Source organism: Luteimonas sp. A501 (genome assembly GCF_054052085.1).
In genome coordinates, this window is record NZ_JBSVRI010000001.1 from 686,908 (window position 1) to 707,214 (window position 20,307).

The 20,307-nt window shown below is 66.9% G+C and carries 18 protein-coding genes and 1 pseudogene; 17 read left to right on the top strand and 2 right to left on the bottom strand.

Annotation, left to right across the window (positions count from 1 at the left end; all coding sequences use genetic code 11):
- Nucleotides 1–52 precede the first annotated feature (52 nt).
- From miaA to ACW7G5_RS03190, 8 genes are all read left to right on the top strand, one after another.
- Nucleotides 53–1,000, top strand: a complete 948-nt coding sequence (gene miaA, locus ACW7G5_RS03155) for a tRNA (adenosine(37)-N6)-dimethylallyltransferase MiaA (RefSeq protein ID WP_457001736.1) — start codon at nucleotides 53–55, stop codon at nucleotides 998–1,000.
- A 149-nt stretch (nucleotides 1,001–1,149) separates the two neighbouring features.
- Nucleotides 1,150–1,434, top strand: coding sequence for an RNA chaperone Hfq (hfq, locus tag ACW7G5_RS03160; protein ID WP_457001738.1), 285 nt, complete (start codon nucleotides 1,150–1,152; stop codon nucleotides 1,432–1,434).
- Nucleotides 1,435–1,494: 60 nt separating this feature from the next.
- Nucleotides 1,495–2,814: a ribosome rescue GTPase HflX gene (gene hflX, locus ACW7G5_RS03165; RefSeq protein ID WP_457001740.1), complete on the top strand. Its 1,320-nt coding sequence runs from the start codon at nucleotides 1,495–1,497 to the stop codon at nucleotides 2,812–2,814.
- 99 nt (nucleotides 2,815–2,913) lie between these two features.
- A complete protein-coding gene (hflK, locus tag ACW7G5_RS03170) occupies nucleotides 2,914–4,068 on the top strand; it encodes an FtsH protease activity modulator HflK (protein ID WP_457001742.1) in 1,155 nt (384 codons plus the stop codon).
- Nucleotides 4,065–4,928, top strand: a complete 864-nt coding sequence (gene hflC, locus ACW7G5_RS03175; RefSeq protein ID WP_457001744.1) for a protease modulator HflC — start codon at nucleotides 4,065–4,067, stop codon at nucleotides 4,926–4,928. The genes hflK and hflC overlap by 4 nt, the downstream gene beginning before the upstream one ends.
- A 16-nt stretch (nucleotides 4,929–4,944) precedes the next feature.
- The gene (locus tag ACW7G5_RS03180; protein ID WP_457001746.1) at nucleotides 4,945–5,133 is read left to right on the top strand and encodes a DUF2065 domain-containing protein; all 189 of its coding nucleotides are present in this window, start codon (nucleotides 4,945–4,947) and stop codon (nucleotides 5,131–5,133) included.
- A 123-nt stretch (nucleotides 5,134–5,256) separates the two neighbouring features.
- Nucleotides 5,257–6,549 carry an adenylosuccinate synthase gene (locus ACW7G5_RS03185; RefSeq protein WP_457001748.1) on the top strand — a complete coding sequence of 431 codons (1,293 nt, stop codon included), beginning with the start codon at nucleotides 5,257–5,259 and terminating at the stop codon, nucleotides 6,547–6,549.
- 52 nt (nucleotides 6,550–6,601) lie between these two features.
- The gene (locus tag ACW7G5_RS03190) at nucleotides 6,602–7,123 is read left to right on the top strand and encodes a YgjP-like metallopeptidase domain-containing protein (protein WP_457001750.1); all 522 of its coding nucleotides are present in this window, start codon (nucleotides 6,602–6,604) and stop codon (nucleotides 7,121–7,123) included.
- Here ACW7G5_RS03190 and ACW7G5_RS03195 read toward each other — a convergent pair.
- Both ACW7G5_RS03195 and ACW7G5_RS03200 read right to left on the bottom strand, forming a co-directional pair.
- Nucleotides 7,120–7,770, bottom strand: coding sequence for a hypothetical protein (locus ACW7G5_RS03195; protein WP_457002847.1), 651 nt, complete (start codon nucleotides 7,768–7,770; stop codon nucleotides 7,120–7,122). The two genes, ACW7G5_RS03190 and ACW7G5_RS03195, sit on opposite strands and share 4 nt — an antisense overlap.
- A 150-nt stretch (nucleotides 7,771–7,920) precedes the next feature.
- Nucleotides 7,921–8,190 (bottom strand): hypothetical protein, encoded by a 270-nt coding sequence (locus ACW7G5_RS03200; protein ID WP_457001752.1) that lies wholly within the window; start codon nucleotides 8,188–8,190, stop codon nucleotides 7,921–7,923.
- A gap of 356 nt (nucleotides 8,191–8,546) precedes the next feature.
- On the opposite strand from ACW7G5_RS03200, the gene ACW7G5_RS03205 reads away from it, so the two are divergent.
- From ACW7G5_RS03205 to ACW7G5_RS03245, 9 genes and pseudogenes are all read left to right on the top strand, one after another.
- Nucleotides 8,547–9,245: a hypothetical protein gene (locus tag ACW7G5_RS03205; RefSeq protein WP_457001754.1), complete on the top strand. Its 699-nt coding sequence runs from the start codon at nucleotides 8,547–8,549 to the stop codon at nucleotides 9,243–9,245.
- A 221-nt stretch (nucleotides 9,246–9,466) separates the two neighbouring features.
- A complete protein-coding gene (locus ACW7G5_RS03210; RefSeq protein ID WP_457001756.1) occupies nucleotides 9,467–11,323 on the top strand; it encodes a type I restriction-modification system subunit M in 1,857 nt (618 codons plus the stop codon).
- Complete coding sequence (locus ACW7G5_RS03215; RefSeq protein ID WP_457001758.1) at nucleotides 11,320–12,648, top strand: restriction endonuclease subunit S; 1,329 nt, start codon at nucleotides 11,320–11,322, stop codon at nucleotides 12,646–12,648. The genes ACW7G5_RS03210 and ACW7G5_RS03215 overlap by 4 nt, the downstream gene beginning before the upstream one ends.
- The gene (locus tag ACW7G5_RS03220) at nucleotides 12,645–14,042 is read left to right on the top strand and encodes a hypothetical protein (protein WP_457001760.1); all 1,398 of its coding nucleotides are present in this window, start codon (nucleotides 12,645–12,647) and stop codon (nucleotides 14,040–14,042) included. Before ACW7G5_RS03215 ends, ACW7G5_RS03220 begins: the two co-directional genes overlap by 4 nt.
- Nucleotides 14,039–14,962: a DUF5655 domain-containing protein gene (locus ACW7G5_RS03225; protein WP_457001762.1), complete on the top strand. Its 924-nt coding sequence runs from the start codon at nucleotides 14,039–14,041 to the stop codon at nucleotides 14,960–14,962. The genes ACW7G5_RS03220 and ACW7G5_RS03225 overlap by 4 nt, the downstream gene beginning before the upstream one ends.
- Nucleotides 14,963–15,201: 239 nt before the next feature.
- Entirely contained in the window at nucleotides 15,202–15,810 is a 609-nt protein-coding gene (locus ACW7G5_RS03230) for a nucleotidyltransferase domain-containing protein (protein ID WP_457001764.1), read from the top strand.
- A gap of 129 nt (nucleotides 15,811–15,939) precedes the next feature.
- Complete coding sequence (locus ACW7G5_RS03235; protein ID WP_457001766.1) at nucleotides 15,940–16,470, top strand: MarR family transcriptional regulator; 531 nt, start codon at nucleotides 15,940–15,942, stop codon at nucleotides 16,468–16,470.
- A pseudogene (locus ACW7G5_RS03240) lies at nucleotides 16,460–17,143 on the top strand (hypothetical protein). Before ACW7G5_RS03235 ends, ACW7G5_RS03240 begins: the two are co-directional and overlap by 11 nt.
- Nucleotides 17,140–20,250, top strand: coding sequence for a type I restriction endonuclease subunit R (locus ACW7G5_RS03245; RefSeq protein WP_457001768.1), 3,111 nt, complete (start codon nucleotides 17,140–17,142; stop codon nucleotides 20,248–20,250). Before ACW7G5_RS03240 ends, ACW7G5_RS03245 begins: the two are co-directional and overlap by 4 nt.
- Nucleotides 20,251–20,307: the final 57 nt, after the last annotated feature.

The following is a 20,307-nucleotide window of genomic DNA, read 5'->3' on the forward strand; positions in this document are numbered from 1 at the left end:
ACCGTGGCCACGCGGCCCGGCCCCGCGCCGCGTCGTGCGGGATAATCCGCGCATGATCGACACCCGCCCGCCCGTCATCGCCCTGATGGGCCCGACCGCGTCGGGCAAGACCGCGTTCGCCATCGACTGCGCGCAGCGGCTGGGCGGGGAGATCGTCAGCGTCGATTCGGCCCTGGTGTACCGCGGCCTGGACATCGGCGCCGCCAAGCCCACGCCGCTGGAGCAGGCCGGTGTGCCGCACCATCTGATCGATATCCGCGATCCGTGGCAGCCGTATTCGGCGGCCGGGTTCGCCGCCGACGCCCGCGTCGCGATCGACGCCATCGCCGCGCGCGGCCGGATGCCGATCCTGGCCGGCGGCACGGGGCTGTATTTCCGCGCCCTGCTGCAGGGGCTGTCGGCGATGCCTTCGGCCGATGCCGCGCTGCGTTCGCAACTGGCCCAAGAGGCGGGCGAGCGCGGCTGGGCGGCGCTGCACGCGGAGCTGGCGCAGGTCGACCCGGTGGCCGCGCGGCGCATCCACGCCACCGACGCGCAGCGGATCCAGCGCGCGCTGGAGATCCATCGCCTGACCGGCCGCGGGATCAGCGAGTGGAACGCGGATCCGTTGCCGCCGAGGCTGCCGTACCGGGTGCTCAAGCTGGTGTTGGCGCCACGCGATCGCGCGGTGCTGCACGGGCGCATCGCGGGACGCTTCGATGCCATGCTCCGGGCCGGCTTCCTGGCCGAGGTCGACGCCCTGCGCGCGCTTCCGCAGCTGCGCGACCATCCCGCGCCGCTGGACCTGCCCGCGCTGCGCGCGGTGGGCTACCGGCAGGCGTGGGAGCACCTGGAGGGCGCGACCGCTGCCGATGCGTTCCGTGACCGCGCGATCGCCGCCACCCGGCAGCTGGCCAAGCGGCAGATGACCTGGCTGCGCGGCGAGCTCGACGCCCGCTGGTTCGATCCGGCCACCGACACGGACCCGCTGGGGCGCGCACTCGATGGATTCCTCGGCTGAATGCCGTGCCGGCCGTCACGCCACCGCGCCACGCGCCGGCCACGGCGGCCCGGGTCGTATAAGATCGGCGCGTCGCCCCCGGGGAGCGGTTGGGCGACGCGGCATCCGCACCATTCCATAACAACAATAAATCAGCTGGGGAACACCGAATGTCCAAGGGACAGTCCTTGCAGGATCCTTTCCTGAACGCCCTGCGCCGTGAGCGGGTACCGGTCTCCGTGTATCTGGTCAACGGCATCAAATTGCAGGGAACGATCGAATCGTTCGATCAGTTCGTGGTGCTGCTGCGCAATACCGTCAGCCAGATGGTCTACAAGCACGCGATCTCCACCGTGGTGCCGGCGCGCAACGTGCGCGTGGGCCCGGGCGGCGGGGTGGTGCAGGCCGCCGACGAGGATGACGCGCCGGGCGCGGGCGCCGACGAGGCCGAATGATGCTTGCGTCGGCGGCATCAGGCCCCATGTCTGGGACCATGACATCCAGCCGACGACCGAATGCCCACTGAGCTCTTCGAGCGATCCCGCGGAGGCGAGAACGCCCTCCTGGTCCAGCCGCACTCCGGAGGGCCGCCCGACGAGGGCGTGCTCGAGGAGTTCGCCGAGCTGGCGCGCTCGGCCGGCGCCAAAGTGGTGCACGTCATGCCCGCGCGCATGGCGCGCCCCAATCCCGCGACCCTGCTTGGCAGCGGCAAGCTCGACGAGATCAAGGCCGCGGCCGAGGCCACCGGCGCCGACCTGGTGCTGATAAACCATCCGCTGAGCCCCGGTCAGGAACGCAACCTCGAGAAACTCCTGGAGCGGCGGGTCGTCGACCGCACCGGGCTGATCCTCGACATCTTCGCGCAGCGCGCGCGCAGCCACGAAGGCAAGCTGCAGGTCGAACTCGCCCAACTGCGCCACATGGCCACCCGCCTGGTACGCGGCTGGAGCCACCTGGACAGCCTGCGCGGCGGCTCCATCGGCCTGCGCGGACCCGGCGAGACCCAGCTCGAGACCGACCGCCGGCTGCTGCAGAAGCGCGTCGAACAGCTGCAGGCCCGCCTGGACAAGGTGGACGTCCAGCGCACCCAGATGCGCCGCTCGCGCGTGCGCAGCGAACTGCCGCGCGTGGCCCTGGTCGGCTACACCAACGCCGGCAAGTCGACGCTGTTCAACGCCCTGACCGGCGCCGACGCCTATGCCGCCGACCAGCTGTTCGCGACCCTGGACCCGACGGTGCGCAAGATCACCCTGCCGGGCGGCCACGTGGTGCTGGCCGACACCGTGGGCTTCGTCCGCGACCTGCCACATGAACTGGTGGCGGCCTTCCGTTCGACCCTGAGCGAGGCCCGCGAGGCCGATCTGCTGGTGCATCTGATCGACGCTTCCGACCCGCTGCGCGACGAGCGCGTGGCCCAGGTGGACGCGGTCCTGGCCGAGATCGGTGCCGGCGACATCCCGCAGCTGCTGGTCTACAACAAGATCGACCGGCTTGGCGTGCCCGCGCGCCACGACCAGCCGCACGCCGGCGACCATGCCGACGAAGCCGCGGTCCGCGAGCGCGTATGGATTTCCGCCCGCGACCACGAGGGCATGGACCTGCTGCGCGCCGCGCTGGGCCGCCGCCTGGGCCTGCGCAGGCTGCACGGCGAAGTGCGCCTGCCGCCCGATGCCGGCCGCCTGCGCGCGCACCTGCACGAGATCGACGCCATCCGTGCCGAGGCACACGACGAGCACGGCTGGACGCTCGACATCGATCTTCCCCTGAGCGACGCCCGGCGGCTGGCGGCGCAGGCCGGCGGCGAACCCCTGCGGCCGCTGCTGCCCGCGGCCTGATGACGAAAGCACGCGCGCGGCCGACTTGCCGCACGCGCACCTTGTAGAATGTCCCTTCGCTGCCGGTCCCGGTGGCGGGATCCCCAGACTGGAGCCAGCATGGCCTGGAACATCCCCGGCAAGAACAACGACGACCGCGGTTCGGGCCGCGATGGCGACAACGGTCGCCGCCAGAATCCCTGGCCGCCGCGCCGCAGCAGCGGCGGTGGCCGCGGCCGTGGTCCCTTCGACGGCATCCTCGAACAGCTTCGCGGCATGTTCGGCGGCAGCGGCGGCGGCAACCCGCTGCGCTGGATCGGCATCGCGCTGGTGCTGTGGCTGGCCTTCAACTGCTTCGTTCTGGTCGGCGAACAGGACCGCGGCGTGGTCCTGCGCTTCGGCAAGTTCGCGCGCGTCATGCAGCCGGGCCCCAACTTCAAGCTGCCGTGGCCGATCGAAAGCGTCACCAAGCTCAACACCACCGGCGTGCGTACCTTCAGCAACGCGCTGCCGGTGCTGACCCGCGACGAGAACATCGTCACCGTGTCGTTCAACGTGCAGTACCGCATCAGCGATCCGCAGACCTACCTGTTCGGTTCGCGCGACGCCGACCGCGTGCTGGAACAGGTGGCGCAGAGCGCCGTGCGCGAGCAGATGGGCCGTGCCAACCTGGACTCCGCGCTCAACGCGCGTGGCCCGCTGTCCGCCGCGGCCGCCACGTCGCTGCAGGCATCGCTCGACACCTACCGCACCGGCCTGATCGTGACCGAGCTCAGCCTGCAGGACGCGCGCCCGCCGGAGGCCGTCAAGCCGGCCTTCGACGAGGTCAACAGTGCCCAGCAGATGAACGAGCGCCTGGTGAACGAGGCCCGCGCCTACGCCGCCCGCATCGTGCCCGAGGCACGCGGCCAGGCGCAGCGCGTGCGCACCACCGCCGAGGGTTACAAGACCGCCGAGGTCGCCCGCGCGACCGGTGACGCCGAGCGCTTCACCCTGCTGGTCAACGAGTACGCCAAGGCGCCGGAAGTCACCCGCAAGCGCCTGTGGCTGGAGACGCTCGAAGATGTGCTGGCCGACAACCGCAAGGTCGTGGGCGGCGACGGCCAACAGCTGATCTACGTGCCCATGACCGGGCAGGGCGGCACGCCGCAGCAGCCGTTGCTGACCCCCGACATGGTCTCGCCGACCGTCAACGCCGCGCCTGAGCTTGATCCGAGGCCCGCGGCGGCGCCCGCCAACCTGCCGCGCCCGCCGCGCGAGGGAGCCACCCGATGAAGCCGCAATTCCTCGTTCCCATCGTCCTGGTCGTGATCCTCGGCCTGCTCGGCTCGATGTTCATCGTCCGCGAAGGCCAGGTCGGCCTGGTGCTGAACCTCGGCCGCGTTGCGCGCACCGATCTCGGTCCCGGCCTGCACTTCAAGATCCCGATGGTGGAAAGCGCGCGCGTGTTCGATCGCCGCTTCACCGCCAACGAGTTCCCGCCCGAGCGCTCGCTGACCTCCGAGCGCAAGGACGTCAGCGTCGACTTCGTCGCCATCGGCTTCATCGTCGACGTGGCGGACTTCTACCGCGCCACCGGTGGCAACGAAGAGCTGGTGACCGACCGCCTGGCGCCGATCATCAAGGACTCGCTGCGCAACGAGATCAACTCGCAGACCCTGACCCAGCTGGTGTCGGGCAATCGCGCCGAGCTGATCGACCGCCAGCTGCCGGGCATCAACGAAGGCGCGCAGACGCTGGGCATGCAGGTGGTCGACATCCGCTTCAAGCAGATCGACCTGCCCACCGACAGCGAAGTGATCGGCCAGGTCTACGACCGCATGCGTGCCGAGCGCCGGCAGGTGGCAAGCGCCCTGCGCGCCGAGGGCGAGGAGCAGGCGCGCATCGTCCGCGCCGAGGCCGACCGCGAGCAGACCGTGCTGCTGGCCGAGGCCGAGCGCGACGCGCAGATTTTGCGAGGCGAGGGCGATGCCGAGGCGGCGAGCATCTACGCCTTGGCTGCGAACCGCGACCCCTCGTTCTTCGCCTTCCAGCGCAGCCTGGACGCCTACCGGCACGCGTTCTCCTCCGGTGAAGCGGTGATGGTTCTGGAGCGCGACGACCCCTTCCTGCAGTACATGCGCAGCGACCGCTGACGCGTGGGTGCCCGGCATGAGTGACCTGTGGGCCGCCCTGTGCCTGGTGGCCGTGTTGGAGGGGCTGCTGCTGTTCGCCGCCCCGGGCGCCTGGAAGCGGGCCATGGCGCAGATGCTGGCCACGCCGGACGGGCAGCTGCGAAGGATCGGAGGCGTCGTGCTGGCCGCCGGCCTGCTGGCCCTGTGGTGGCTGCGCCAGGGCTGAATCGCGCCACGGCAGCATTCCGGGCTGGCCCCCGGCGCCGAAAGCCGGGATAATCCACAAAAGCCGGAAGGGCCCGCTGCACAGCGCGGACCTCCGGCTTTTTCCCGTTCAAGGAGCAGTGTCATGGGTCAGTCGGTGGTGGTGCTTGGCGCCCAGTGGGGCGACGAGGGCAAGGGCAAGATCGTCGACCTGCTGACGCAGGACATCGGCGCGGTGGTGCGCTTCCAGGGCGGCCACAATGCCGGCCACACGCTGGTGATCGGCGGCAAGAAGACCGTGCTGCACCTGATCCCGTCGGGCGTGCTGCGCGATGACGCGCTGTGCCTGATCGGCAACGGCGTGGTGCTGTCGCCGGCGGCGTTGATGAAGGAAATCGGCGAGCTTGAGGAAGCCGGCGTCGAGGTGCGCTCGCGGCTGAAGATCAGCCCGGCCACGCCGCTGATCATGCCGTACCACATCGCCCTCGACCAGGCGCGCGAGAAGGCCGCCGGCGGCAAGGCCATCGGCACCACCGGCCGCGGCATCGGCCCGGCCTACGAAGACAAGGTCGCCCGCCGCGGCATCCGCGTGGCGGACCTGCACTACCCGAAGCAGCTGGAAGAGCTGCTGCGCACCGCGCTCGATTACCACAACTTCGTGCTTACCCGGTACCTGGGCGTGGACGCGGTGGACTTCCAGCAGACCTATGACGAAGCGCTGGCCTTCGGCGAGTACGTCGAGCCGATGAAGTCCGACGTCGCCGGCATCCTCCACGACCTGCGCAGGCAGGGGAAGAAGGTGCTGTACGAAGGCGCGCAGGGCTCGCTGCTCGACATCGACCACGGCACCTATCCCTACGTCACCAGCTCCAACACCACCGTTGGCGGCGCGCTGGCCGGCACCGGCGTGGGTGCGGACTCGATCGACTACGTGCTGGGCATCTGCAAGGCCTACGCCACCCGCGTGGGCGGCGGCCCGTTCCCGACCGAGCTTGACGACGAGGACGGCCAGCGCCTGCGCGACCGCGGCCAGGAATACGGCGCCACCACCGGCCGCCCGCGCCGCTGCGGCTGGATCGACATCGTCGCGCTGAAGCGCGCGGTGGCGATCAACGGCATCAGCGGCCTGTGCATCACCAAGCTCGACGTGCTGGACGGCCTGGACAAGCTGAAGATGTGCATCGCCTACCGCTATCGCGGCAAGGAAACCGAGTACGCGCCGCTGGACGCCCAGGGCTGGGCGGAATGCGAGCCGGTGTACCTGGAGTTCCCGGGCTGGACCGAGGACACCCACGGCATCACCGAGTGGGACAAGCTGCCGCCGGCGGCGCGCGCCTACCTGCGTGCGCTGGAGGAGTTGGCCGGCTGCCCGCTGTCGATCGTGAGCACCGGACCGGACCGGAAGCACACGATGGTGCTGCAGGATCCGTTTGCTTGAGCGAGCGGCTTTCTGCATATGAAGGAACCCCGCTGCTGCGGGGTTTTTTCTGATGGACGCGCTGAAGTACCTCGGCGGTTATCCGCTGGAGGTGCAGGCGAAGGTGCGCGCGCTGATCGAGCAGGACCGGCTGGGCGCGCTGCTGGCCGCGAAGTACGGCGAAGGCCACGCGGTGCGCAACGACAGCCAGCTGTACGGCTACGTCCAGGACCTGAAGGACCGCCACCTGCGCAAGTCCGCGCCGCTGGGGAAGGTGATCTACGACGGCAAGCTGCAGGTGGTGAAGCACGCGCTCGGCACCCACACCACCATCTCGCGCGTGCAGGGTGGGAAGCTCAAGGCGAGCCGCGAGATCCGCATTGCCAGCGTGTTCCGCGACGCGCCCGCCGAGTTCCTCAAGATGATCACCGTGCACGAGCTGGCACACATGAAGGAAGCCGAGCACGACAAGGCGTTTTACCGGCTGTGCATGCATATGGAGCCGGATTACCACCAGTTGGAGTTCGATACGCGGCTGTATCTGACGCAGCTGGATCTGGTGGGGCGGGGGAGGGCGGGCGTCGCCGAGGCCTAGCGCGAGCGACCCTGCGCGAACTCCGGGAAGGTCTCCGCGATCGACGCCTCATCCGGAAGGACGTAGAACACCCCGCCCCCCTCGAATGTGGGGCGGATGATCCCCTCGTAGAATCCGGGCGCGACGTTGATGCAGCCATGCGTGACGCGGTTGTCGTCCGGTGCAGGCGACGCAAGGCGTTCGGCGCGTTTTTCGGCTGGAACGCCGGTGGCGGTCGGGTGGATGGAGACCGCGGATTCGTAATCCACCCACAGCACGCGCCCGGCGTCGATCGACGGACCGTAACCGCCGACGAAGCGGCCGGCAGGCGTCGTGCGATCCCGGCCCGGGATCTCGCGAAGCGCGAGGCCTGCGACGCCGGGGGCTGTGTGGTCGCCGACCGCCGAGCCAAACAGCCCGGGCGCCGCGCCGCGAAGCCGACCGTCGCCGCCGAACACCAGGATCTGCGCGGCGGCCTTGTCGATGATCGCGAACGGATAGCCCTGGCTGTCCTTGGCCGCGACCACCCAGCCGGCGAGGTCGATCACCGTGTCGGAGACCTCCTGGTCTCGCGGAAGCTGGTCGAAGGTGGCGGCCGCCTGCGCCGCGGCATCCTCTTGGGCGCCGGCCACGCCGGTGAAGCTTGAAAGTGCCAGCGCCAGCGCCAAGGCGACCTGGGCGGTCCGGATCGGACGGTGTGTGATGTGATGGATGGGATCGGTCCTGGAACGGAGACAGGTAAAGGCGGAAAAACCGGTGGCCAGCACGGCCACCGGTCCGGAGTCAGGCCGCCTCACGCGGCCCGGTCCGGCGTGCACTCAGCCGCGCGGCACGCGGCGCGGCGACGACTCCAGCTGCTGCACGCGGCCTTCGATCTGGTCCAGCCGCTGGTTGGCCCGCTGCGAAGACTGGTTGGCGGATTCGGCGCTCTGGGCCGCACCCTGCACCTGCGTGTCGAGGCGGTCGAGGCGCGAGTTGATGCCTGCAAACTCGTCGTCGTAGGTGGCGCAGGCGGAAAGGCCCACGGCGGCGACGATCGCCACGCCGAGCGTACGCGCCATCATCAGATGTTGCCTGGTCGGGGACATGGCAGTTCTCCTTCGTCCGGGGGTGTCCGAATATAGCGGCCTTTATGGTGGGGCCACGACCCGCCTTCAGCTGACGTTGGACTATGTGGATCGGCTGTGAAGAGAAATCGCTGCCCTTGGGAGTTGGGCAATGAAGCAGCCTTGAAGCCCCTTCCTCCAATTCATGTTCGCCAGGGTCACCCCCATGGCTGCGTGCTGCCGGGCCCCCGGCCGGCGGCTTGCGCGCGAATGAGGTCGTACGCTTCAAAAATCGAGCCGAGCTCGACACTCCGGTCAGTGACTCCGCATGCTGCGTGGAGTGCATACTGGCTGCCGCCGGGGTGGGGATCGCCGGTGACCAGGACCAGGGGGGAACAATGAAAGTACAGCAGGAAGCAGCCGCGACCGCCGCGGCGGATGTGACCAACACGAAGCGCCCGAATCTTCTGGTGCGCTTTCTCCACTGGTACTGGGGAAAGCGCGAGGAAGGCGAGAAAGGCAATCCGATTGCGCGCACGTTGATCGCACTTGTACTGATTGCGGCCGGTGTGGCGGGCAGCGAGTTCTACCAGTGGGCCCGCGGCCAGCTGGTTGGCCCCGACGAGTTCCTGGTCGATATCAAGGAGCAGCAGGAGACGTCGTTCGACAAGCTGCAGAAAAGCCTCGATGCGCTCACCTCCTCGGTAGAGGGCGGCAACCGCAATGCAATGTCCGAAGTCCGGGGCGCGGTCAGTGAGATCCGGGGACTCAGCAGCAGCCTGATTGCCCAGCTGGAGCTGGCCAACAGTGAGAATCAGCGGCTGTCGCAGGTGGTCGGGGTTCCAGGCGGGCTGGACATCATCCTGACGGCGCACACCGGAATGCCGCTGGACTCGCACTCGGAGGTCGCCGTCCAGAACATCCAACCCTATGGCGCGATGGTTGCCGTGACCCCGCGGGAGGGCCCCACGGAGCGCGAATTCCTGCAAAGCGGTGAATCCATTGCCTACGCTGGTGCGGATGGTCGAAGCTGCCGGGTCATCCTCCGCTCGATCGAGCAGGACCGCGCGGTCTCGCTGGCCAACCGCTGCACCTGACGGTGCAACGCGGGCGTAGCGGCGGGTAGGCAGGCTTGGAGCCGGGACGGCCCTTCAGGGGCCGCGCTGACGCAGGCTCGACTTGGGGCTGCGTCCCCGGCTCGCCAGCTTCGAGACTGACTCTTGGGCGCCCACTCCTCGCAGGGTCGCTAACATAGCCCCGAACGCGTCGCGTGCGGCAGGACGGTGTCGTGCCGCGGCGACCACAACAGGGGATATTTTTGAACCAAGCCAGCCTTTCCGCCTTCATCTGGTCTGTCGCCGACCTGCTGCGCGGCGACTACAAGCAATCCGAGTACGGCAAGGTCATCCTGCCGTTCACCGTGCTTCGGCGCCTGGACTGCGTGCTGGCGCCGACCAAGACCAAAGTGCTGGCCGAGCACCAGAAGAAAGCCGCGGCCGGGATCAACCCGGACCCGTTCCTAAAGCGCATCGTCGGCAGCGCCGGGTTCTACAACACCAGCCTGTTGGACCTCCCTAAGCTGCTCGGCGACCAGGACCACATCCGCCAGAACCTGTACCAGTACGTGCAGGGCTTCTCGCCGGAGGCGCGCGACATCTTCGAGCGCTTCGACTTCCACGCCCAGGTCGAACGACTGGCCAAGGCCAACCTGCTGTACCTGGTCACCGAAAAGTTCGCCGGCATCGACTTGCACCCGGACCGGGTGGACAACGCCCGCATGGGGCACGTGTTCGAGGAGCTGATCCGGAAATTCTCGGAGCTGTCCAACGAGACCGCCGGTGAACACTTCACCCCGCGCGAAGTGATCCGGCTGATGGTCAACCTCATCTTCACCGAGGACAGCGACGTGCTCACCCCGGGCAATGCCGTGGTGCGCACCGTGTACGACCCCACGGCTGGCACCGGCGGGATGCTCTCGGTGGCCGCCGAGCACCTGTTGGCGCACAACCCGGCCGCGCGCCTGAGCCTGTACGGGCAGGAACTCAACGACGAGTCCTACGCCATCTGCAAAGCGGACATGCTGATCCGTGGCCAGCCGGTGGAGAACATGGCCGCCGGCAATACCCTCAGCGATGACGGCTTCCCCACGCGCAAGTTCGACTACATGCTCTCCAACCCGCCGTTCGGCGTGGAGTGGAAGAAGGTCGAGAAGGCCATCCGCGCCGAGCACGAGCAGCAGGGCTTCGCCGGCCGCTTCGGCCCCGGCCTGCCGCGCGTGTCCGACGGCTCCATGCTGTTCCTGCTGCACTTGGTGGCGAAGATGGCCGCAATGGTCAACGGCGAGGGCGGCAGCCGCTTCGGCATCGTGCTCAACGGCTCGCCGCTGTTCACCGGCGGCGCCGGCAGTGGCGAGAGCGAGATCCGCCGCTACCTGCTGGAGAACGACCTGGTCGAGGCGATCATCGGCCTGCCCACCGACATGTTCTACAACACTGGCATCAGTACCTATGTCTGGATCGTCTCCAACAAGAAGGCCGACGAGCGCCGCGGCCATGTGCAGCTGATCGACGCCAGCGGCTTCTGGCGCAAGATGCGCAAGAGCTTGGGCTCCAAGCGCAGGGAGATGGGCGAGGCGCACATCGCCACCGTCACCCGCCTGTTCGGCGAGTTCACCGAAGCCGAGCTGGTCACCGCGCTGGATGCCAAGGGCCAGCCGGTGGGCGAGCCGGTGCTGGTCACCGCCACCGGTGCCGAGACTTCGCCGGTAGCGCCCGAAGGCGGCCGGCTCACGCGCGTCCCGATCAGCCGCGTGTTCGCCAACGAGGAGTTCGGCTACACCACCATCACCGTCGAGCGCCCGCTGCGCGACCAGGCCGGCAACATCGTGCTGGGCCAGAAAGGCAAGCAGAAGGGCAAACCGCAGTCGGACAGTTCACTGCGCGACACCGAGAACGTGCCGCTGGGGCAGGACATCCAGGCGTATTTCGAACGCGAAGTGCTGCCGCATACGCCGGATGCCTGGATTGAGGAGGCCAAGTCGAAGGTTGGCTACGAGATCCCGTTCAATCGCCACTTCTACGTGTTCGAGCCGCCGCGCGCGCTGGAGGTGATCGATGCGGAGCTGAAGGAGGTGGCGGGCAACATCATGCGGATGCTGGGGGAGATGGCGGAATGAGTCTGCCGAGGTATCCGAAGTACAAGGACAGTGGTGTCGATTGGATTGGGTCGGTTCCAGCTCACTGGCAGGTACAGCCATTAAAGAGAGGCTATGCGGTTGTGGGCGGTTCCACCCCAAAGTCGGACGTGCCTGCTTACTGGAACGGCGATATCGATTGGGTGACGCCTGCTGATCTGTCCAGGCTCTCTGGTTTCGAAATTCGTGGATCGCTACGCAGGATTACAGAGGTGGGACTCGAATCTTGCGGCACCTCGCTCGTTCCTCCCGGAAGCCTGATCCTCTCCACCCGAGCGCCCATCGGCTCATTGGGTTTGGCAATTTCACATGTGTGCACCAACCAAGGCTGTAAAGCGCTTGTCCCGCAAGCGGATCAGCGGTCGAGATTCGTGGCATACGCATTAAGCATCGCGGGGACCGCACTCAATGTGCGTGGCAAGGGGACGACCTTTCTGGAGCTATCGCGCGACGAGCTCGGAAATTTTCCGCTTGCCCTGCCAGAGGCAAGCGAGCAGGACGCAGTCATTGCCTTCCTGGATCGCGAAACGGCCAGAATCGACGCGCTGATCGCCGAGCAGGAAAAACTGCTGGCACTGCTGGCCGAGAAGCGTCAGGCCACCATCTCCCACGCCGTCACCCGCAGCCTCGACCCCAACGTCCCGATGAAGGACTCCGGCATCGCCTGGCTGGGCGAAGTGCCGGCGCATTGGGCGGTGAAGCGACTCAGACTGGTCGCCGCCGTGCAGACCGGTATCGCCAAAGGCAAGGATATGGCGGACAAGTCAACCATCCGGGTGCCCTACCTGCGGGTTGCGAACGTGCAGGATGGATACCTTGCACTGAGCGATATTGCAGAGATCGACATTGAGCCAGAGCAGCTGACCCGCTATCGGCTCAAGCCCGGTGACGTGTTGATGAACGAAGGCGGCGACTTTGACAAGCTCGGCCGAGGCGCCATCTGGAATGGTGAGGTAGAGAACTGCATCCACCAGAATCACGTCTTTGCTGTTAGGCCGCACGGTGCCAGCCCCGAATGGCTGACCCTGGTGATCGGGTCGGCTTACGCGCAGTTCTATTTCAAGGGTCGATCCAAGCAGAGCACAAACTTGGCGTCGATCTCATCGACAAACGTGATGGAGTTGCCTGTCGTTCTTCCGACAGCGGAAGAGCGCGGTGTGATTGTTGAGTTCGTCCGTGATTCAGTAGCCGGAATTGAAGCGCTCACTGCGGCGGCCCGTCGCGCTGTGGATACGCTCCGGGAACGTCGCAACGCCATGATCTGCGCTGTCGTCACTGGCCAGGTCGACGTGCGAGGCCTGGCATGAGCGGGACCTCGGAGGCCGAGTTCTATCTGATCGACGTAGATGGCAACCGGCGGGTGCCATTCAAACAGCGCAACCGTGCGGATGGCCGCTTTGGCTATTCGATCCTCCCATCCGGCAAGGGAAATGATCCGTCTACTGGCGAGTATACCGAGGACGTCGCGCGGCTGATTCAACGTGTAGTGCTGGACGGTCAGCTTGTGCGTGCCAAGGTGGTCGGCGGAAACAAGGATGGGCAGGTCAATTCCGTTGGGGTTGAACGACGCGTAATCCGGGGTTACTGGGTGGCTCCGTCCTTGCGCCACCTGATCGAAGGCGGAGGCGGAGCCTTGGCCAACCCGGTCCACGAATTCGATGCTGAGGCCCGTGTATTCCTCGATGGCTTCCTAGCCGCCGACAACCCGCAGTTCGTGCATTGGCTGCCGCGGTACCGCGAGACGCTTCGGGTGGTTGGCGAGACGTTGGAGCGGGAAACGCCGGAGGCGGTGTTCGACCTGATCTGGAAGTCGGTCGATAACGCCGTCAGCAATGCAGGCCAGGGCGTCCTTGGCTTCGACGCCGCGGACCGTTCCCGCCATGCATTGGTTCAAGTCATTCGTGAGATTGGCGGTGACGGCAGCGCCGCTCAGTTCGACCAGTTGATGGCCCGGCTGGAGCGGTGGAAGCAGGCCGGCGAGTTGCCCAAGGTGCCGCGCCTGATGCTGGCGCGTGCGTTCTCCGCGATCCACCCGGACCGCTACCACACCACCGTGGACGTCGCGAAGCAAGACCGGCTCCTGCCCTGGTTCGAGGCGCATTCCGGATTTGTGGCACCGCCCGGCAACTGGGCAGTGCGTGCCGAGGCGCTGACCCGGCACCTGGACCGCTGCGGCGTGTTTGATGGCGACAGGGAACTGCGCAACATGTTTCCTTGGTATGTGTTCGAGCAATTGCGCGATGCCAGTGGGAAGCTGCTGTTCCGCCCTGGGCATACGCCACGGCCGCCGATAGGTCAGGCGCGGGGCACGGGCGGGACACGTTCCATCGAGTACCGCCATAACGTGATCCAGGACGCTCTGGTCGCGTTGCTTCGCGAACGTCATGGCGAGGATGCCGTGGCCAGCGAGCACTCCACCGGTACGGGAGGACGGGCGGATGTGCTGGTGAGGCGGGCAGACGGCCGCTACGAGCTGTATGAGATCAAGCCCGCCGCCACCGCCGCGGATGCGGTCAGGCAGGCGCTGGGGCAACTGCTGGAATACGCGTACCGTCGTGGCGGCTTGGAGCCGGCAGCGTTGCACGTCGTGTCCAATGCGATACTGGACGAGGGTACCTCGAGGTACCTGTCCCGGCTCCAGTCCGGATTCGGCCTGCCGGTCAATTACCTGCAGATGGCCTGCAACACGGAGGGCGCGTGAGCGATATCCAGCTGTTCCGTCTTGGGACTGGCTCGGCCACCGAGCTTCCCGGCCGCGCTGCCGCCATTGAAAGGCAGTTGCAGTCGCTGATCGAGGCACAGATGCCTGCATTCCTCGGTGTGCGCTTCCTTGCCAGCGAGTACACGACCGGAAAGACCCACAAGGGCCGCATCGATTCTTTGGGGCTTGACGAGAACAACTGCCCGGTCATCGTCGAGTACAAGCGCCACAGCAACGAGAACGTCATCAACCAGGGCCTGTTCTACCTGGACTGGCTGCTCGACCACCAGGCCGAGTTCCGCTGGCTGGTAATGGAGAAGCTGGGCAAGGACGTCGCCGATGCCATCGACTGGGCAGGCACCCGCCTGCTGTGCATCGCCGCCGACTTCACCCGCTACGACCAGCACGCCGTGCAGCAGATTCCGCGCAATGTCGAGCTGATCCGCTACAAGCTGTTTGGCGAGGACCTGCTGCTGTTTGAACTGGTGAATGCGGTGAGCGTCAGCGATGCCACCGCCGGCAAGGCCGAGGCCGTTGCGGTGCCCGGCAAGTCCCGCGTGGGCGGCAAGGACAAGACCGCGGAGGAGCAGCTTGCGCAGGCACAGCCCGTGATCCGCCAGCTGTACGAGTCGCTGGCCGGTTACGTGGTAACGCTGGGCGACGACGTGCAGGAGAAGCACCTCAAGCTCTACGTCGCCTTCCGGCGACTGAAGAATTTCGCCTGCGTGATCCCATACCGCGACAAGCTGCTGCTCATGTTGAAGCTGGATCCGGACACAGTGGCGCTGGAAGAAGGCTTCAGCCGCGACACGCGCAACATCGGCACGTGGGGAACCGGTGACCTTGAACTGACGCTGCGGACGGCTGCGGACCTGGACAAGGCCAAGGCGCTGATCGACCGCAGTTATGCCGAAAGCTGAAGCGCAAACCGATGGCGCGCCCGCACAAGGCTGTTTCGGGGCGGCAGCAATCGGATCCATGGTCAAGCTGCCTATCACATGGCGCTGGATCCTCCCCATGTTCAAGTGAGGGTTGCCGACGAGCAGATCGGATCCCCCAGCCTGGGCAGGATCCGCAGCCACGGCCAATAGCTTCGTAGGCTTGCGCAGGGTTGCAAGAAGGCAACAATCGTTGCCATATGAGCAACACCTCAGCCCTCATGAACCTGCTGTTCGGCCAGACCCGCCAGGCAGTGCTGGCCGTGCTCCTGCTGCAGCCGGAGGCGAACTTCCATCTGCGCGAACTCGCGCGGATGACTGGGAGCCATGCCGGCACCCTGGGCAGGGAGCTGGACAAGCTGGTTGCTGCCGGCCTAGTGCTGCGCCGCGAGCAGGGCAACCAGGTGCGTTACCAGGCCGATCGGGCATGCTCGCTGTACGGCGAGCTGGCAGCGATGTTCCGCAAGACCCATGGCGCCGTGCCGGTGTTGCGCGAGGCGCTCGCGCCGCTGGCGCCCGTCGTCAAGGCAGCCTGGATCTTCGGCTCGGTGGCACTGGGTGCGGAGGTGGCGGGGAGCGACGTTGATCTGTTCGTGATCGGGGATGCGGGCTTCGCGGACGTCGTCCGGGCCATCCACCCGGCGCAGGTTGAACTGGGTCGGGAAATCAATCCTGTGGTGTACTCGGCCACGGAGTTCAGGCGGAAGCTGGCAACGGGTGATGCGTTCGCCAAGCAGCTGCTGGACGGTCCGATGCTGATGGTGATGGGGGACAGGGATGACATTGGAGAACCTGCTGGCGATCCGCCAGCTGCAGCCGCACACGGCTGATCCTGCGGCAATCCGGAAGCTGGGCCGCCAAAATGGCTTGCTTTTTTCGGAAGGCGATTCGGGGGCAGTTGCAATCCATTGATGGTGCTGTAAATTCGCTATTCGCGAATAGCGAATACGGGCACACCCATGGAACTTAAACCGCAGGACATGTTGGTGCTGCTCAAGGCAGCGGCGTATCCGGGCCGACGCTGGACCTATGCCGCGTTGGCTGAGGCGCTGTCCATGAGCGTGTCCGAGGTCCACGCCAGCGTGAAGCGGTCGGCCGCGGCGGGGCTGGCAGTGGTGCATGGGCGCGGTGACTGGGCGCCGGTGGTGCCGGCCCTGCTGGAGTTCGCCGTGCATGGCGTGCGCTATGTCTGGCCCGCAGTCGCGGGGCCGGCGAAGCGGGGGGTGCCGACATCTTTCGGAGTCGAGCCGCTCGCATCCCGCCTGGCGGCAGCCGCTGGGGAAGCGCCGGTCTGGCCGCATCCGGCCGGCAGTGCCAAAGGCCCCGGACTGGCGCCGATCTATCGCACGGCACCGGAGGCGGCGCTGGGTGATCCCACGCTGCATCGCCTGCTCGCGTTGCTGGACGCGTTGCGTGCCGGCCGCGCGCGCGAGCGGGCCCTGGCTACGGAGTTGCTGAAGCAGGAGCTCGAGGTCGCCCATGCGGCCTGACGATCCCAATCTCCCCAACCTCCGCACCATTGCAGAGGCGCTGGGTGGGCTTCGGGAGCAGATGGTCTTCGTCGGTGGTGCGGTAGCCGGATTGCTGGTCAGCGACCCGCTGGCAGACACGGTCCGGGCAACGGTGGACGTGGATGCGGTGGTCCGGGCGCCGCTCGGCCGGTTCCACCAGATCGAGGAAGACGTTGCGTCGCGCGGATTCGTCCGGGACATCCACAGCGGAGTGATCTGCCGCTGGCTGCATCGCTAGTCCGGCGTGGTGTTCGACCTTATGCCGGTGGAGGCGAACATCCTCGGCTTTACCAACCGGTGGTACGCCTACGCCGTGGAAACGGCGGTGTCGATCGAGCTGGGGCCTGGCCTGTGCATCCGCTGCGTGTCGGCGGTGGCGTTCGTGGCCACCAAGCTGGAGGCGTACGCGGGGCGGGGCGCAGGGAACATCCTCGGCAGCCATGACTTGGAAGACGTGCTCAATATCGTGGACGGTCGCGAAGAGCTGGCGGACGAACTGGCTGCCGCACCCGTGGACGTACGATCGGCGGTGGCGTCTGCGTTCGCCGGCCTGCTTGAACACCGGGATTTCGCCAATGGGCTGCCCGGAATGATTGCCGAGCCGGAACGTGCCGGCATCGTACTGCAGCGACTCAAGGGGATGTCGCAATGAACCTGCACCAGGAACACCACTTCGAGCGCGAGATCTGCGAACGCCTGGCCGCCAACGGCTGGCTTTACGCGGAAGGCGACGCGGCGCACTACGACCGCCAGCACGCGCTGTATCTGCCTGATCTCAAGGCCTGGCTTGAGGCCACGCAACCCGACAGCTGGGCAGCCCTGGTGAAGGCGCACGGCGCGCAGGTGCAGGCCGTGCTGGCGCAGCGCCTGCGCAAGAACCTGGACGAGCGCGGCACGCTGGAGGTGCTGCGCCGCGGGGTGGAGATGGTGGGGCTCAAGCGCCCGCTCTCGCTGGTGCAGTTCCGCCCCGCGTTGGCGCTGAACCCGATGATCGAGCAGCACTACGCGGCCAACCGGTTGCGCGTGGTGCGCCAGGTCAGGCACTCGCCCAACCGGCCCAACGACTGCATCGACCTGGTGCTGTTCGTCAACGGCCTTGCGGTGGCGACGGCGGAGCTGAAGTCGGATTTCACCCAGTCGGTCGGCGATGCGGTGGACCAGTACCGCTTCGACCGCGATCCGCATCCCAAGGCCGGGCTGGCCGAGCCGCTGCTGGCGTTCCCCGGTGGGGCGCTGGTGCACTTCGCGGTGAGCCAGGCCGAGGTGATGATGACGACCCGGCTGGCGGGGACAGACACGTTCTTCCTGCCGTTCAACCGCGGCAACGCCGGTGGTGCGGGCAACGCGCCCGATCCCGATGGAACGGCCACCTGCTATCTGTGGGAAGAAGTGTGGGCGCGCGACAGCTGGCTGGAGATCCTGGGCCGCTACCTGATCGGCAAGCGCGACGGCAAGAAGCAGCTGAAGACGGTGATCTTCCCGCGCTACCACCAGCTCGACGCGACCCGGAAGCTGGTGGCCGACGTGCGCGCCAGCGGCCCCGGACAGCGCTACCTGGTCCAGCACTCGGCCGGCTCCGGCAAGACCAATTCGATCGCCTGGTCGGCGCATTTCCTTGCCGACCTGCACAGCTCCGACAACACAAAAATGTTCGACAGCGTGCTGGTGGTCTCCGACCGCACCGTGCTGGACTCGCAGCTGCAGGAAGCCATCTTCGACTTCGAGCGCACCACCGGTGTGGTGGAGACGATCACCGGCGAGCAGGGCAGCAAGAGCGCGCAGCTGGGCGAGGCGCTGAAAGCGGGCAAGAAGATCATCGTCTGTACCATCCAGACCTTCCCGTTCGCGCTGAAAGCAGTACAGGAGCTGGCCGCCACCGAGGGAAAGCGCTTTGCGGTGATCGCCGACGAGGCGCACAGCTCGCAGACCGGCCAGGCAGCGGCCAAGCTCAAGGAGCTGCTGAGCGCGAAGGAGTGGGAGGAGCTGCAGGACGGCGGCGAGATCGACACCGAGACCCTGCTGGCCGCGCAAATGGAGGCGCGCAGCGCGCAGTCCGGCCTGACCTATGTCGCTTTCACCGCCACGCCCAAGGCCAAGACGCTGGAGCTGTTCGGGCGCCCGGGGCCGGATGGCCTGCCGCAGCCGTTCCATGTCTATTCGATGCGCCAGGCGATCGAGGAGGGCTTCATCCTCGACGTGCTGAAGAACTACACGCCCTACAGCCTGGCCTTCCGGCTGGCCCACAACGGGCAGGAGTTCGACAACGCCGAGGTCGAGCGCAGCACCGCGATGAAGGGAATCATGCAGTGGGTGCGTCTGCACCCCTACAACATCGCCGCCAAGGTGCAGATCGTGGTGGAGCACTACCGCGAGAACGTGCTGCCGCTGCTGGAGGGTCGTGCCAAGGCGATGGTGGTGGTCGCGTCCAGGCGCGAGGCGGTGCGCTGGCAGAAAGCCATCCGCGGGTACATCGAACGGCAGGGATACCCGCTGGACGTACTGGTGGCGTTTTCCGGCGAGGTGGACGACCCGGACAGCTTCCCCGAGCCGGTCACGGAGGCCAGCGCGCTGCTCAACCCCGGGTTGAAGGGCCGCGACATCCGCGAGGCCTTCGCTCGCCCGGAGCACCACGTGCTGCTGGTGGCCAACAAGTTCCAGACCGGCTTCGACCAGCCGCTGCTGTGCGGCATGTACGTCGACAAGAAGCTGGGCGGCATCCAGGCGGTGCAGACACTTTCGCGCCTCAACCGCGCCCATCCGGGCAAGGACACCACCTACATCCTCGACTTCCAGAACGAGACCGACGACATCCTTCAGGCCTTCCGCACCTACTACGAGACGGCGGAGCTGGAGGCCACGACGGACCCGAACCTGGTCCTGGACCTGCGCGCCAAGCTGGATGCCGCCGGTCACTACGACGACTACGAAGTCGAACGGGTGGCGAAGGTGGAGCTGGACCCGCATGCGAAGCAGTCGCAGCTGGTTGCCGCCATCCAGCCGGCGGCGGATCGGCTGCTCAAGCGCTACAAGGCGGCGGCCCAGGCGCTGGCCGCCGCCGAGGCGGCCGGACAATCGCAGCCTGCCGCGGAAGCGAAGGACGTGCTCGATGCGCTGCTGCTGTTCAAAGGCGACATGGGCGCGTTCAACAGGCTCTACGCCTTCCTGTCGCAGATGTTCGACTACGGCAATACTGACATCGAGAAGCGGTTCCTGTTCTACCGGCGACTCCTGCCACTGCTGGAGTTCGGCCGCGAGCGCGAGACGGTGGACCTGTCGAAGGTCGTGCTCACTCATCACACGCTGCGCGATCGCGGCAAACAGGCGCTGGTCCTGGGCGGCGAGGGCTACACGCTCCAGCCGATGGCGGAGGTGGGGGGCGGGCAGGTGCAGGAGAAGCAGCAGGCTTACCTCGCCGAGATCATCGAGCAGGTCAACGGCCTGTTCCAGGGCGACCTCACCGACGGGGACCAGCTGGTCTACGTCAACGGGGTGATCAAGGGGAAACTGCTGGAGAACGAAACACTCATCGAGCAGGCGGCCGCCAACAGCAAGGAGCAGTTCGCCAATTCCCCCGACCTCAAGAAGGCGATGATGGACGCGATCATCGATGCGCTGGATGCGTACACAACCATGAGCGGCCAGGCGCTGGCGTCGGAGCAGGTGCGCGACGGAATGAAGGATGTCCTGCTGGGGCCGGGGCAGCTTTACGAAGGGCTACGTTCGCGCAGCGTGGAGAGTCAGGTTGGCGCTTCGCGCTAGCGACGAAGTCGGCGCAACTGAAGGTTGCAAAATGGGAATCGTTCGCATTTAATGCAC